Source organism: Bacillus sp. FJAT-45066, assembly GCF_002335755.1.
GTDB classification, from domain to species: Bacteria; Bacillota; Bacilli; order Bacillales; family Bacillaceae_I; genus Bacillus_CD; species Bacillus_CD alkalisoli.
Map to the genome: position 1 here is coordinate 1212244 of NZ_NISQ01000001.1, position 13506 is coordinate 1225749.

At 34.3% G+C, this 13506-nt stretch carries 15 protein-coding genes and 1 pseudogene; 10 read left to right on the forward strand and 6 right to left on the reverse strand.

The genetic code is table 11. From position 1 onward, the window contains the following. Positions 1 to 24 precede the first annotated feature (24 nt). Genes CDZ92_RS06190 through CDZ92_RS06200 form a run of 3 tightly spaced genes read left to right on the forward strand, consistent with a single transcriptional unit; the run spans position 25 to position 4182 of the window. Complete coding sequence (locus CDZ92_RS06190) at positions 25 to 2421, forward strand: hypothetical protein (protein WP_096154379.1); 2397 nt, start codon at positions 25 to 27, stop codon at positions 2419 to 2421. Next, entirely contained in the window at positions 2414 to 3343 is a 930-nt protein-coding gene (locus tag CDZ92_RS06195; protein WP_096154380.1) for an ABC transporter ATP-binding protein, read from the forward strand. Before CDZ92_RS06190 ends, CDZ92_RS06195 begins: the two co-directional genes overlap by 8 nt. Continuing rightward, positions 3340 to 4182: an ABC transporter permease gene (locus CDZ92_RS06200; protein WP_096154381.1), complete on the forward strand. Its 843-nt coding sequence runs from the start codon at positions 3340 to 3342 to the stop codon at positions 4180 to 4182. The genes CDZ92_RS06195 and CDZ92_RS06200 overlap by 4 nt, the downstream gene beginning before the upstream one ends. 184 nt (positions 4183 to 4366) lie before the next feature. Here CDZ92_RS06200 and CDZ92_RS06205 read toward each other — a convergent pair whose 3' ends face one another. Then, on the reverse strand, positions 4367 to 5587 hold the full coding sequence (locus tag CDZ92_RS06205; RefSeq protein ID WP_096154382.1) for an MFS transporter: 1221 nt from the start codon (positions 5585 to 5587) through the stop codon (positions 4367 to 4369). Positions 5588 to 6106: 519 nt separating this feature from the next. Here CDZ92_RS06205 and CDZ92_RS06210 point away from each other — a divergent pair. Then, complete coding sequence (locus tag CDZ92_RS06210) at positions 6107 to 6688, forward strand: SCO family protein (protein ID WP_255249789.1); 582 nt, start codon at positions 6107 to 6109, stop codon at positions 6686 to 6688. A gap of 81 nt (positions 6689 to 6769) precedes the next feature. On the opposite strand, the gene CDZ92_RS19890 is transcribed toward CDZ92_RS06210, so the two are convergent. Continuing rightward, on the reverse strand, positions 6770 to 6919 hold the full coding sequence (locus CDZ92_RS19890; RefSeq protein ID WP_157842716.1) for a hypothetical protein: 150 nt from the start codon (positions 6917 to 6919) through the stop codon (positions 6770 to 6772). Between the two features lie 158 nt (positions 6920 to 7077). Here CDZ92_RS19890 and CDZ92_RS06215 point away from each other — a divergent pair, with 158 nt between their 5' ends. The 4 genes from CDZ92_RS06215 (at position 7078) to CDZ92_RS06230 (ending at position 9084) form a co-directional block, all read left to right on the forward strand. Continuing rightward, a complete protein-coding gene (locus CDZ92_RS06215; RefSeq protein WP_096154383.1) occupies positions 7078 to 7998 on the forward strand; it encodes an SGNH/GDSL hydrolase family protein in 921 nt (306 codons plus the stop codon). Between the two features lie 5 nt (positions 7999 to 8003). Then, positions 8004 to 8588: a YpmS family protein gene (locus CDZ92_RS06220; protein WP_096154384.1), complete on the forward strand. Its 585-nt coding sequence runs from the start codon at positions 8004 to 8006 to the stop codon at positions 8586 to 8588. Between the two features lie 162 nt (positions 8589 to 8750). Further along, the gene (locus CDZ92_RS06225) at positions 8751 to 8840 is read left to right on the forward strand and encodes a YjcZ family sporulation protein (RefSeq protein ID WP_096154385.1); all 90 of its coding nucleotides are present in this window, start codon (positions 8751 to 8753) and stop codon (positions 8838 to 8840) included. A 112-nt stretch (positions 8841 to 8952) separates the two neighbouring features. Next, positions 8953 to 9084 (forward strand): YjcZ family sporulation protein, encoded by a 132-nt coding sequence (locus CDZ92_RS06230; RefSeq protein ID WP_096154386.1) that lies wholly within the window; start codon positions 8953 to 8955, stop codon positions 9082 to 9084. Positions 9085 to 9129: 45 nt separating this feature from the next. Here CDZ92_RS06230 and CDZ92_RS06235 read toward each other — a convergent pair whose 3' ends face one another. The 4 genes from CDZ92_RS06235 to CDZ92_RS06255 all read right to left on the reverse strand — a co-directional run bounded on the left by CDZ92_RS06235 (position 9130) and on the right by CDZ92_RS06255 (position 11998). Beyond that, on the reverse strand, positions 9130 to 9858 hold the full coding sequence (locus CDZ92_RS06235; RefSeq protein ID WP_096154387.1) for a DUF4397 domain-containing protein: 729 nt from the start codon (positions 9856 to 9858) through the stop codon (positions 9130 to 9132). 123 nt (positions 9859 to 9981) lie between these two features. Further along, a complete protein-coding gene (locus CDZ92_RS06240; RefSeq protein WP_096154388.1) occupies positions 9982 to 10230 on the reverse strand; it encodes a DNA alkylation repair protein in 249 nt (82 codons plus the stop codon). A 62-nt stretch (positions 10231 to 10292) separates the two neighbouring features. Then, positions 10293 to 10625 (reverse strand): MerR family transcriptional regulator, encoded by a 333-nt coding sequence (locus CDZ92_RS06245; RefSeq protein WP_096154389.1) that lies wholly within the window; start codon positions 10623 to 10625, stop codon positions 10293 to 10295. Between the two features lie 437 nt (positions 10626 to 11062). Next, positions 11063 to 11998, reverse strand: coding sequence for a CobW family GTP-binding protein (locus CDZ92_RS06255; RefSeq protein WP_096154391.1), 936 nt, complete (start codon positions 11996 to 11998; stop codon positions 11063 to 11065). Positions 11999 to 12151: 153 nt separating this feature from the next. On the opposite strand from CDZ92_RS06255, the pseudogene msrA reads away from it, so the two are divergent. Further along, positions 12152 to 12673, forward strand: a pseudogene (gene msrA / locus CDZ92_RS20575) (peptide-methionine (S)-S-oxide reductase MsrA); the annotation flags it as partial. After that, the gene (gene msrB / locus CDZ92_RS20580; RefSeq protein ID WP_406564922.1) at positions 12659 to 13111 is read left to right on the forward strand and encodes a peptide-methionine (R)-S-oxide reductase MsrB; all 453 of its coding nucleotides are present in this window, start codon (positions 12659 to 12661) and stop codon (positions 13109 to 13111) included. The pseudogene msrA and the gene msrB, both read left to right, overlap by 15 nt. Positions 13112 to 13506 lie beyond the last annotated feature (395 nt).

Here is a 13506-nt window from a genome sequence, read left to right on the forward strand (position 1 = left end):
GGCGAATTTTTAGGGGGATAAATTGTGAGAAAAAGTGGTTTTTATGGGGTTATTATTTTTTTATTATCTATGTTAATTATTCCGTTGAATACTTTTGCGGAAAATTCATTAGAAGCAAAAGTGCAGTATGGTATTCAAAATAAAGTACAGGTTGGTAAATCCTTTCCAATCAACATTCAATTGATAAATCATAGCAATGAAACGATGAAAGGAGACTTCGTTATATTTTCTAATCCCACGTACAATATGACTGGAAGCTATGTAATCCCTGTTTCCATTTCAAGTGGTGAAACGAAGGAAATTGACATCGTAATAAAAGGTATGTACGAACACAATTTGAATAATAGTATCTTCAGTTTCTATGAAGGTGGCGTTAAAAAAGGAAAAGAGATAAAGCTGACTGGTAACATAGGTTCCACTCCAAGTACGCTTCCACCTGAACGGATTATTACAGGTATATTAAGTAATGACGCAACAAAAGTAGACTATTTTAAATTAATGAGACTTCAAGGTGAATCCATCGAACTATTTAAAGTGGATGAAACCCAACTTTCGAATGACCATAAAGGCCTTGAAATGTTAGATTTGATAATTGTAAATAATTATGATTTGCAACGCTTCTCCGAAGAACAACGAAACGCCATTCGTGAATGGGTATATCAAGGTGGAACATTATTTTTTGATACGAACATGAATGTTGTAAATTCGATGCAAGGCTTGGAGGATTTCCTTCTATTAACACCTAGTAGCACAAGCGAATTAAAATCACCAAAACAAATGCCAAGCAACTTGAAAGTTTTTAATGGAACAGTTTTAGACGATAAAGTAAGTGTCATAACAAGTGAGAATGAGATTCCGATTACATTAACGAAACAATTCGGAAGAGGATCAGTTATTCAATTTTCAACAAGTTTCAGTAACGATAAAATGACGGAATGGAAAGAATCAAGTGAATATTTCCGAGGAGTTTTAACAAGATACATTAGTTCGAAAAACAACGATATAAAATATGGATATAACATAGAGGAAGAATTTACGTCATCGTTGTCGTACATTGGAGACATCTATCCAGGCAATGTTATTTCTGTTCCTCTCTTAATCTTTGGTTTTGCATTATATTTACTTTTAATTACCCCGGTACTATATTTTATCTTAAAAAGAAAGAATAAAAGAGAACATGCTTGGTGGCTTGTTCCAACTATTGCGGTCGTTACAAGTTTACTTATCTTTACAGTTGGAGCAAAAGATAGACTAAAAGGCACTCAAATCAATGAATCTAGTATTCTCCTTTTGGATGGAGATAAAGCCTCAGGATATGGCGTTGTTTCTTTTCTCTCTAACAGTGGCGGGCAATATGAGATTGAAAATAAACATGTAGACTTGTTTCCAGTAAGTAGAACGTACCGAGGCGATAGTGACATTGCAAGAAAATATGCTTACTTACATGTAGGAGGGAAATCAAATAGCGTCGAGTTTAATGATGTAGAATATTGGTCAATCCGTTCAGCGGTTGGTCCAGTATCTGGAATACAATTAGGAACGTTTTCTTCCAAACTAGAAATTAACGATGGAAAGCTAGAAGGAGTTGTTCTCAATAATTTACCGATAAAAATGAACGATGCGTATATATTAACTGGACGTCACGTTTACGAAATTGGCAGCCTAGCATCTGGTGAAGAGAAAAATCTTTCCTTTTCCATTGGAAATCAAAGTGCCTCACATATTTTACCACTTAATTATAGTGCTTTGAATAACTTGTTCCCGAATTTTGCAAATAGAGAATATGGCACAAGGTTACAAAAGTCAGAATTAGAAGATTTCAAGCGTTATAGACTGTTAGAATTATTGATTGTAAGAAAAGGTATGACGCATAATTTTAATTCACCCGTAATCATTGGGTATACGACGGTCCCTTTATACGATACAAAAGTAAATGGAAAAGAATCTGGGAAATCCGCCTTACACCTAATAGCCATTCCAATACAAATTACAAATAAAGTTGGAGGATCTTTCTCCTTAACAGAAGAGTCACTTATAACGAACATCGACATCGTAGAAAATAAAGATGGCTTTATTTATTACGACGGATTACATGAAGAAGATAAAACTGCTTTTGTAGGAAAAGGCTCCTATTCTATTACTTATGAAATACCTGAAGCCATAAAAAAAGAAACGACAAACTTTTCTTTATTAAACATTACAGTTTCTGAACGAAATAAAGGGCTTAGGTTCTCTATCGTCAATCAAAACAGTAATGAATTAGTAGAGTTAGAAGCTGCATCCGTTACGATCGATAAGGATATTTCGGATTACATTAGAAGCTCAAATAAAGTCGAAATCATCGTAGAAAATTCTTCTCAAGAAGACCGGGAATTGTTCCTACCAAGAATAAAGCTAGAAGGAGAACTAAAACATGATTAACATTGTGAATCTAACAAAAACATATGGTAACATTAAGGCTTTAGATTCTTTGAATTTGTCTATCGAAAAAGGTTCTGTTTTTGGTTATGTAGGTCATAACGGAGCTGGGAAATCGACAACTTTCTCAATTTTAGCGACGCTTTTAGCACCAACTAGTGGTACCGCAACAATAAACGGATACGATGTTACGAAACAACCGCATGAAGTAAGAAGACATATTGGCTATATGCCTGATTTTTTTGGGGTTTATGACCAATTAAGAGCAGATGAATATTTAGATTTTTATGGTGCCAGTTACGGCATTCCTTCTAGTGAGCGTGATAAATTAATACCAGAGCTATTAGAGTTAGTTCATTTATCCAACAAAAAAGATTCCTATGTTGATCTTCTTTCCCGAGGGATGAAACAAAGACTTTGTTTGGCTCGTGCGTTAATACACAATCCAGAAGTATTAATATTAGATGAACCAGCATCAGGCTTAGACCCACGAGCTAGAATTGAGATGCGTGGTATCATGAAGAATTTAAAGGAGATGGGCAAGACCATTATGATTAGTTCACACATTCTTCCGGAGTTAGCTGAAATGTGTGACACAATCGGTGTTATTAATGGTGGGAAACTTGTTGCAACAGGAAGAGTTGAGGAAGTTCATAAAAGATTACAAGCCAACAAAATCTTTCATGTAACTGTGCTGAATGATATAGATGGAGCATTGAAGTTTTTTGCCGGACAATCAACTATTTCTAACGTGGAAGAAAAAGAAAAAAACACGATTATCTTTAGCTTCACTGGTAGTGAGGAAGAACAAGTTGACATGCTCCATGCTGCACTACAACATGGGCTGAAAATATTAAACTTTAGTCAAGAAGCTACAGACTTAGAAGATATCTTTATGGAGATTACGAAAGGGGTGGAAGAATGAAACATCTCTTAACGAATCCAATGCTAAACAAAGAATTCAAACTAAGATTTAGAAGCTTCAAAAGCTTTGTAGCAATATTTTTCTACTTAGCGATACTCGGTTTAATTGCCTTACTTTTTATTTATCTACAAACTAGTTTTGAAAGTGCAGGCTTTTTTAATCCAGATAACAGTAGAGGGATGTTTACATTAATTGCATTCGTTCAGCTAGCATTAATCTTTTTTATGACTCCAGGTTTAACAGCTAGTGTTATTAGTAGTGAACGTGAAAAGCAAACATTAAACATTTTGTTAACGACCCAACAAACATCTACAAGTATCATATTGAGTAAGTTGTTTTCTTCTCTATCCTTTCTGTTGCTTATTGTCATCTCTTCTTTACCTTTATATAGTATTGTATTTTTGTTTGGTGGAATCTCACCTAAATTATTGTTTTACACTTTTATGATCTATCTTATAACAATGATAACTTTTGGTAGTATTGGCGTAATGTTTTCTACACTTATACGAAAAACAATGGTGGCGATGATTTGTACGTACGGAGTTGTTTTTTTCTTAGCCGCTGGAACAGCTTTGTTAACCGTATTCTCTATTGGTCTGATAGGAAGTGTAGGTGGGGAAGGGACCACAAATCCAATTCCATATTTTATTGCCATGTTTAATCCATTTATCATTATGACGACAAACTTCACACCAGAAATACATGCGGAAATTAGTCGTTATTCAGGTATTCAGTTACCAATCGGCGTAGGATTTGTATTGGCTTTTATTTTACTAACCTTTGGAGCAATAATCGTTAGTATAAAGAACCTTCGTCCGAACATGAGGAAGTACCAATAATAATTTAGAAAGTAAATATAATTCCGTGCCGGTGGTGTGGACGCTTTCCGCGGGGGAGGCGGTGAGTCTCCTCGAGCCAGTCGGCTCTGCGGGGTCTCAGCTGCCTGATTTTCCCACAGGAGTCGTCCACACCACCAGCAGTTCAATTCGATAAATACTCATAAAGAACTATTCTAACAACATCTTATTCCGGTTGCAGTTGTTCTTCGTTCTCGTACGAAGATTTTTTTATGAAGTAATAGGAGCTTAAAGCAACTATTACTGTCCATACTGCTAAAGAGAAGAATAGTATGAAGTTTCGTTCAATCATAAATTGTGCAAAGACTAAAGGTCCAAGGGCAATACCAATGAAACGGACAGAACCATATATGCTAGTTACAAAACCTCGAGAAGATGAATCCGAGTTAGTAGCAATGATGGCGTTAATACAAGGTAGAATACAACCGATCGAGCCACTAATGATGGACACTATGGCAAAAAAGAGTCCTAATGACGTAATGAAAGGTAAAACTAGAAATAGTAGAGAACAAATAATAAAATTAAAAATCACAATATCTACTCTATTGATTTTAATTTTCTCCATTCTCATTCCAATAAAATAGGAACCGAGCGTTAAAAAGAGTAATGGAAAAGATAATAAGAGTCCATTGATGACTCCGTGTGTATTATATCTTGCCTCTAAAAACTCCGTTATGTAAAAGAGCATTCCAAATATAAGAAATAAGCACGTTCCACCAGCTACATAGCTAACAAGAATCCATTTTCCTTGTTGATTCATTACTCCTTTAAGACCGCTAACATAATTTCCGAAACTTTGCCTTGCTTTTGGAACCACTTTCTTTTCCTCTACAAAAAAGGCAATAAGAACAAAAATAATGGCACAAAACAACGGAAAAGAAAAAAACACTAATGGCCACATAAAGATGGCAAGCAACGCTCCAAGTAGTGGGGAAATGACTTTACCAAAACTATTTGTTGCTTCTATTAACCCTAATACTTTTACTTGCTCTGATTTTTTGAAAACATCTACAGTCAATGCAAGAGCAATAGGAGCAGTACCTGCAGAACCAATACCTTGTAACACTCTACCAACCAATAACCACTCCAGTGTAAAAGAAGATACATTTAAACTAGCCACACCAGCTATTAAGCCACCAACACCATACAAGAATAAGGAAACTAAGATTATTTTTTTTCGTGAAATATTATCCGACAAGTAACCTAAAAAAGGAATAGTAATGGCCCCAACAATAGAAAAAATCGTTATGATTAGACTTACTTCTGTCTCGGTTAATAATAAATCTGTTCTCATTTCAGGGAGGATCGGAATTAAGAGAGAATTTCCTAATACGAGTACAAATGAAGTAGAGGAAATAGCTAAGATTGTTAAGTTTTCCATCTTCATAAATGTATAACCTGCTTTCCTAAATGTGAACAATTATGTTCACATTTTTCGTTTAATTGACAAACTCAAGTTCCTTTTCTTTTCTATAGCAATGATTTTTGATAGTATTTGTAATGGAGTACGTGTCATAATGTATAGCTACTATCCGAAAACGAGTTATAGCTTGTTATTATTTAATATTTGGCTGTGTAAAGGACCACTGTTGATTTCCGTACCAGTCTTCGCTTTCCGCGGGCGGTAAAAAGGAAGGTTATTTTCACTGTCGTGAAAAAACCTACTCCTCGGTGCAAGCGCCTGTGGGGTCTCCCGCTACCTGCTTCTCCCGCAGGAGTCTCAGACTAGCACGGAAATCAACAGGTTAGTTTTTTTACCTACACTAAGCTTTAACACAGCTAAAAATTTAGTATTTTTATTAGTACAACTTGTATACAAACTTTTATAAAGTTCGATTTTCATTAAACGAACTTTATAAGAAATTAAACTCAGTAGAAGAGGAATTCATGAAGAAGGTGAAATAATTTGAAGAAATTTTATTCTTTGGCATTACTATTCATAGCTTCACTAGTGCTAACGGCATGTAACGAAGCAACAATACCTGACAAAACGAACTGGCCTTTAGAAGATTTTAGTCACATAAACCAAGATGGTGAGGACTTTAGTTTATCTAATGACGTAAAGGGAGAGGTAACAGTTGTAAATATGATTTTTACAAACTGTTCTACTGTATGTTCTCCAATGACAGCTAACATGGCTCGTTTACAAAGAATGGCTGCAGAACAAGACATTAATATTCAATTGCTTTCTTTCTCTGTAGATCCAGAAATTGATGACCCCGCCACTCTTAAAGATTTTGGAAACAAGTTTGATGCAGATTACTCCAATTGGAGCTTTATTACTGGCTACTCTCAAAAATATATCGAAGAATATGCAATGAAAAATTTCAAGGCCATCGTTGTAAAACCTAAAAATGACCCCGAAGTTATACACGGTACAAGGGTGTACTTAGTTAACGAAGAAGGTGTAGTAGTGAAAAGCTACGATGGACTTGATGTTCCATATGAAGAAATATTAGAACATGCACAAATATTATTAAATAAATAGGCTATGTTAATAAATATTGTTGAAATCAACAGCGGCCTTTAACACAGCCAATAAATGAAGTTAGTAGAATAAGGATGCGTCTTACGCATCCTTATTTGATTTTTCTTCATCTTCAACAGATGAGCGGGCACCATCATCCACAATTGCATATAACTCCTTCATAAATAAATCTTTCGACACTTCCTTATTACAAGCTAAAATCTCTTTCTCGCCATTTCCTTTTTTATCCATCAACAAAACCTCCAACTGAACTTTATGTTTAATATGGATTATCAAAGGTAATGTATACATTATTAGCTTTTTTCCGTTACATATTAAAGATGTGTAAGAGTATCAGCATTGGGATAAAAGTGCTATAATAGTAGTAACAGCATTAAAGGGTGAGCATAATGAAAAAATCAATTCTTTTATTATCTTTCGTATTTATTTTAATATTCGTAGCTAGTTGTAGTTCTACAAACAGCTCCAGTTCAAACGTTATTTTAGACAAACTACAAGAACGAAAACATACAATTAACCAAAAACTTTCGACAGAAGACGGCTTTTTTAATAAATTTAAAGAAGAAGTAGTTAATGAAAACCAATTAAAACACTTAGCATTAAACGAAAAAGAGGAAATTCCAAATGAATTTTTTGATCGATCCTTAAACTTAGTTTTCTTTGGAGATTCTTTAACACAAGGTGTTGGTGACCAAACGAATAGTGGTGGTTATGTACCATTTATAAAGGATTATTACGAGGAAAAATCATATATCGACAATGTTGCTATTAAAAATTTAGGTGTTAGAGGAAACAGAACAGACCATTTACAACGACGCCTTAATTCAGATGAAGTAAAACAATCCCTAACAGAAGCCGATGTTATTTTTATAACAATAGGTGGAAATGATTTAATGAAAGTAGTTCGTGAAAACTTCTTATCTTTAACTTTTCCTCTTTTTGATAAAGAACAGACTCTATATGGAGAGCGGTTTACAGACGTACTTGGGACAATTAGAGAGCACAATGAAGTTAGCCCTATTTATGTAATCGGAATTTTCAATCCATTTTATCAATTTTTCCAAGAAATACACGAAATGAATGAAGTCGTTACTAATTGGAATAATGTTAGTGCAACTGTTTTAGCTAATTATGAAAATACACATTTTATTTCTATTGATGATATATTTTTAGATCCTACTCAACATTTATTAGATGATGACCAGTTTCACCCAAATGAAATTGGCTATTCATTAATTGGAGAACGAGTGGTAGAGGCTATTGACCAGCAGTATAAAAAACTAGCTTTCGATGAGCCTGTAGAGGAGTAGTTACCATGTTACAACGAATAAAATCTTGGAAATCATCATTTTTCATATTACTAATAGTTAATATCATAATCGCTCTAACTGTTTCTTTCCTTATTTTTTTACCAAACGGTAACAAAATAATGTTTAATAAAAATGAGGATGAACGAAAAAGAGTTGGCTTTACCATTCAATCGAATAAAGAAGACTTGAATGATTTGATTGATTATTATTTAAAAAGAGAAACGAAGCGGCCATTGAACTATGATGTTACCCTAACCGATCGCGTAGAGTTACGTGGAGAAATAACAGTTTTTGAGCGAAATATCCCATTAACGATGACATTTGTTCCAGAAGTCCAAGAAAATGGAGATGTTATTCTTAATCAAGATTCGATGTCTATTGGTAGACTACAAGTACCAGTAGCGATGGTGTTGAAATACGTAGCTGACAATTATCCTTTACCTGAGTGGGTAACGATTTCTCCAAGCGAACAATTAATCTACGTAGGAATTACGGAACTAAAACTTCAAGGCGATACAAAAGTTAAGTTAGTAAATTTTGACCTAGAAAAAGACGATTTAGTATTTAGATTATACGTACCTGTAGAATAAAACGAACAGAAGACCGCTTATAGAAGCAGGTCTTTTTTTTTGTTATAAAATAAACGTATTAATCAGGTTAAATCCCTATTTTTCCTAGATATGGGCATTCGCCTTTACACTTTTGGCGTAACTGCATAAATTATCACTAGGAAAGAAGGGGAGGTGTACAACATGAGTCATACTGGATATGGATCTGGTTTCGCTTTAGTAGTAGTTTTATTCATCTTGTTAATCATTGTAGGTGCAGGTATTTTGAGATAATTATGTTCTCAGGAGAGTGTGCTTAATATATCTCCTTAATTCTCTACTTCTGGAATATGAAAAGTGCACCTTATATAGCGGTGAATGTATCACTTATAAGGAGGTGACAATTATGGGTTGGTGTGGTCCATCTTACGGTTACGGCCCTCAAGTAGCTGGCGCAGGTTATCCTGGTGGTAACTCTTTCGTGTTAATCGTAGTATTATTCATTCTATTAATCATTGTTGGTGCTGCATGGTGCTAATATTATGAAAAGGGGTGCTCAGTCAGTCGACTGAGCATTTTTAAGTTACGGCACCAAAAATAATGTTTCTAAACCTGGCTTTTTCTCTGCAAACCCCACGACAATTACTGTATATCCAATGTCAGGTCTAAATTTAATTCTGTCTAATGTTAACACAACATTTTTAGTACCAGCGACTCTAACTTCTAGGTCAACTGTCATAGGTGTTAACCCTAAATATTCTGTAACTTCTTTAAATGCAACATTTGAAAAAACAACATCTCCACCTTGAACAGCTATATCTACATTTGGGGTATCAGATGATACGTGTATAAATCTAAATTTCGTTTCACTTGTTGGCACACTAGGATCATCTGTCCAAATAAATAAATTAATATTGTTAACTTCTTCAATTGCTCCAACTGTGTATAACTCATTCTGTTCCACACTTAGTGATTCTGTTAAAACTGCTACATTTTTTTCACCTGTAGGATAAACTTCTACTTGATAAACACCTCCTGGAAGCTCAACATATTCACTAATGTTTTTATACCTAACATTTGTAAATGTTCTTTCATCATTTATATATACGTCTACTGCTGGAGCATCAGGGGAAGCATGGAGAAAACGAACACTTGAGTTGTTCCTCATTTGAATAGATTGGGAAGATAAGTTCATATATTTCTTGTAGTAGTATAAGTGTTTCATTGGGTCTACATATTGAAAGAAATTAGCCATTAACCAATATTTTTCTGCTTCTTCCTCGAAATTTCTGTTATTTGCTTGAAAGTCCATGTCTACACCTCGCTATTATAATAAATAACTAAATAACCATATGGTATAAGCATATTCACGATGACTTGGACTATTGTGTATGTTTCATTCCATAAAAAAACGCCAGTAGATTTTCTACTAGCGTCACGTATTTTTTAATTCTGCGTGTTTAATGAAAGTTCTTTCTTCTTCAATTTGCCCACATGTTCCACATTGCACTTTATGTGAAGGACCTTTATAAGCAATATGGAAAGCATCTAAGTTTTCAGAAGAGAATTCTGTTAAAACTTCGCCCGTTTGTGGATTAAGTTTTACCGATTTAGGTACTTGTTCAATAATATTAAAACGAGATCGGTTCGTTTTACAATTTGGGCATAAATATGGTGAAGTCATTGTATGTCCACCTCCTAGTTATACTATTTGTTTTTTAGGAAGTTTTATACATACTAACTAAGTTAAGAATGTCCAGTATTGTTTTTATTGAAATGTGCTTGAATTTGCCCTTTTAACATTTGCTTTTTCCAGTTTTCTTGTTCTTTTTCTTTCTTTTTCCACTGTTGTCTAATTTCATACGTTTGTACGCCGTCTTCGATATGATTAGCTATTTCTACAAGTTTTTCTATGTCTAAGAAAGAGTATTTACGTATGCCTGAAGCTGTTCTTGCAGGGAAAATTAGTTTTCGTTCTTCATAATAGCGAATTTGTCTCTCGGATAATCCAGTTAGCTCTCGAACGGTACCTATAGAAATTACTTTTTTCTCTTTATACGATTTTTCATCAAACTTCATCGTAACACATCCCAATGTAGCTTTTTTAGAAAGCTAACTCTTTTCATTTATTATATTACAGATGAAATATATTGACTTCCTTTTTGTAAGGTTTCCTTACATATTCCAAAAAATATTCCTTTTTGCCGCAGATGATTGGAGCGCAAGCCTTCGCTTTTTGCGGGCGGTATAAAGGTAGGTTATTTTCACTGTCGTGAAAAAACCTACTCCTCGGCACAGGCGCCTGTGGGGTCTCACTTAACACGCTTTCACGCAGGACAAGGAAGGCTACCAAGCGATACATCCTTTGTAAGGAAATGCGTTAGCATTTTCGAGGAGTCTTCGGCTTGAGCTCCAATCATCTGCTGGAAAGTTAAGAATGTAAAATGCAATTTTAAAAAAATAAAAAAATCCGAAAAATTCCTAAGTTATTAGGAATATTACGGATTTTTCTTAATTCAATTTAGTTTTGTCCTAGCCTCTTCTAATTTTTTTAATTGGGATGTTAGTATATCTTTTTGTAATTCTTCACCGATGATTACGAGATTTAATGGTACTTTAATTGGTTCTTTTAAGTAGAGTGGTGTGCCGTATGAATATTGAAACAAGTAGATACTGCTCGTATTCTTGAATTTTATATAACCTTTTATTCGATAAATAGTATCGGGAAGATTCTTTAACCAGTCTTCGAATTCGTCTAAATCGATTTCATTTTTAAACTCATAAACAAATGTACGTAAATTCAGCTCGTTTTTCACATGCAACGCTTCATGTTTGTCTCTTTCGATGGAAGAGATTGTTTTCCAACTATCTAAAGGTATATCAGCGAATGATGTCAGGAAACAAGCGGCCTTTGGGTTTATTTGTTGAATTTCAAATAATACGGAAGCTACTTTTTCTTCTGAAAGTAAATCTGTTTTATTTAAAATAATTAGATCCGCATGCTTGATTTGCTCTCTAATTAATTGTTGGATTTGTATGGAGAAAGTATGTCTATCATTCCACCTTGTTACATCAAGTAATGATACTACTTTTGCAATCTCTAACCTACTTGCAAACAGAGGGGACAATAACGTATCCAATACTTCGATAGGGTGTGCTGCACCAGTTGTCTCAATGTAAATAGCGTCTAAGTCTTTTTCATATAATAAACCTTGGACAGTAGACTCCAATTTTTCTTGAATGGTGCAACAAATACATCCATCAAAAAGTTCAGACAAAGGTAAATCTTTCGGTACTTGATCAGAGTCTATGGATACACTCCCTAATTCGTTCATTATAACCGCGACTTTTCTACCTAGTTCCGTTTCAGATTTCAGCATTTTTTTCAGTAATGTCGTCTTACCACTACCTAAAAAACCTGAAAGGATGTAAACATCTATTTTTTTTTGCAAAATGGTGACCTCCTAGTATGTACGAAAAAGAATTCTTGCTACATTTTAACATAATAAGCAATACATTAAGTAGAATTTAAGTGCTTAAATTGTGAATTTAAGAAAATGGTTGTTATAATTATTTCCATATATACGAGAAAGGTAAGTGATTCTATGCAAAACAATTTTCAAAAAGCTACATTTGCCGGTGGGTGCTTTTGGTGTATGGTAAAACCTTTTGATAAACAGCCCGGAATAGAAAAAGTCGTCTCAGGATATACAGGAGGACATAAAGAAAACCCAACATATAAAGAAGTTTGTTCCGAAACAACTGGTCATTACGAAGCTGTCCAAATTACATTTGATCCAATTGTTTTCCCATACGAAAAACTGTTAGAAATTTTTTGGCAACAAATTGATCCAACTGACGCAGGAGGACAATTTAATGACAGAGGAAACAGTTATCGCACAGCGATCTTTTATCATAATGATGAACAACAACAACTCGCAGAAAAATCAAAAGAAATTATAGATAAAAGCGGTAAGTTTCAAAAACCTATTGTGACGAGTATTCTTCCTGCTCAAATTTTTTACGAAGCAGAAGAATATCATCAACATTATTATAAGAAACATCCGTTTCGTTATAAGATGTATCATACAGGTTCAGGGCGTGCGGCATATATTAAAAGTGCATGGAAAGATTCTGATCGTGACCAAAAGGTAAAACAGAATTTAACTGCCATTCAATACGAAGTGACACAAAATAATGGAACAGAACCTCCGTTTAGAAATGAGTTTTGGAATCACACAGAAGAAGGAATTTATGTGGATATCGTTTCTGGTGAACCTTTATTTAGCTCGTTAGATAAATATGATGCAGGTTGCGGGTGGCCAAGTTTTACAAGACCGATAAAAAAAGAGCAAGTAGTTGAAGAAATGGATGTAACCCATAACATGGTACGAACGGAAGTTAGAAGCAAAGATGCAGACTCACATTTAGGTCATGTTTTTGAAGACGGACCTCGCGAAAAAGGTGGACTACGTTATTGTATAAACTCCGCTGCATTACGATTTATTAAAGTCGATGACCTTGAAAAAGAAGGATATGGGGAATACAAATCTCTATTTATATGAAATGCTGAGAAGTTCGTTTGCTAACAATAACGAACTTCTTTTTGTTTTTGTCGAAAACCGCAAACTTTAAAGGATTTTATATTTTTTTGTAGAATAGAATGCTAGAATTATATTATTATTTATAGCGGTTGGAAGGGGAAAGTCAATGTCGGATATTATGAGCATTAAACAATTAAAATTAGAAGACCTGTATAAAAAAAATTCGCTCATGTTTTTTGTTGTTTTTTTAGCGTACGGAGCTGGTTTGATAGTAAATATATTAGTACCAGTAGCTCCTGTTATTACATATACACTATTATCGGCGTTGTGTTTAGGTATCATTTTATTTTTCCTAGCAAGATGGAATAATACTTTCCATTTTGTCGTACCTTATTTTGCTGTTATTGCTACTTTTA

Excerpts from the sequence above, each read along its gene's own strand:
- CDZ92_RS06240 (WP_096154388.1), bottom strand. The coding sequence starts at position 10,230 with ATGACTTCACCATATTTATGCCCAAATTGTAAAACGAACCGATCTCGT.
- CDZ92_RS06235 (WP_096154387.1), bottom strand. The coding sequence starts at position 9,858 with ATGGACTTTCAAGCAAATAACAGAAATTTCGAGGAAGAAGCAGAAAAA.
- CDZ92_RS06195 (WP_096154380.1), top strand. The coding sequence starts at position 2,414 with ATGATTAACATTGTGAATCTAACAAAAACATATGGTAACATTAAGGCT.
- CDZ92_RS06200 (WP_096154381.1), top strand. The coding sequence starts at position 3,340 with ATGAAACATCTCTTAACGAATCCAATGCTAAACAAAGAATTCAAACTA.
- CDZ92_RS06215 (WP_096154383.1), top strand. The coding sequence starts at position 7,078 with ATGAAAAAATCAATTCTTTTATTATCTTTCGTATTTATTTTAATATTC.
- CDZ92_RS06225 (WP_096154385.1), top strand. The coding sequence starts at position 8,751 with ATGAGTCATACTGGATATGGATCTGGTTTCGCTTTAGTAGTAGTTTTA.
- CDZ92_RS06230 (WP_096154386.1), top strand. The coding sequence starts at position 8,953 with ATGGGTTGGTGTGGTCCATCTTACGGTTACGGCCCTCAAGTAGCTGGC.
- CDZ92_RS06205 (WP_096154382.1), bottom strand. The coding sequence starts at position 5,587 with ATGAAGATGGAAAACTTAACAATCTTAGCTATTTCCTCTACTTCATTT.
- CDZ92_RS19890 (WP_157842716.1), bottom strand. The coding sequence starts at position 6,919 with ATGGATAAAAAAGGAAATGGCGAGAAAGAGATTTTAGCTTGTAATAAG.
- CDZ92_RS06245 (WP_096154389.1), bottom strand. The coding sequence starts at position 10,625 with ATGAAGTTTGATGAAAAATCGTATAAAGAGAAAAAAGTAATTTCTATA.
- CDZ92_RS06220 (WP_096154384.1), top strand. The coding sequence starts at position 8,004 with ATGTTACAACGAATAAAATCTTGGAAATCATCATTTTTCATATTACTA.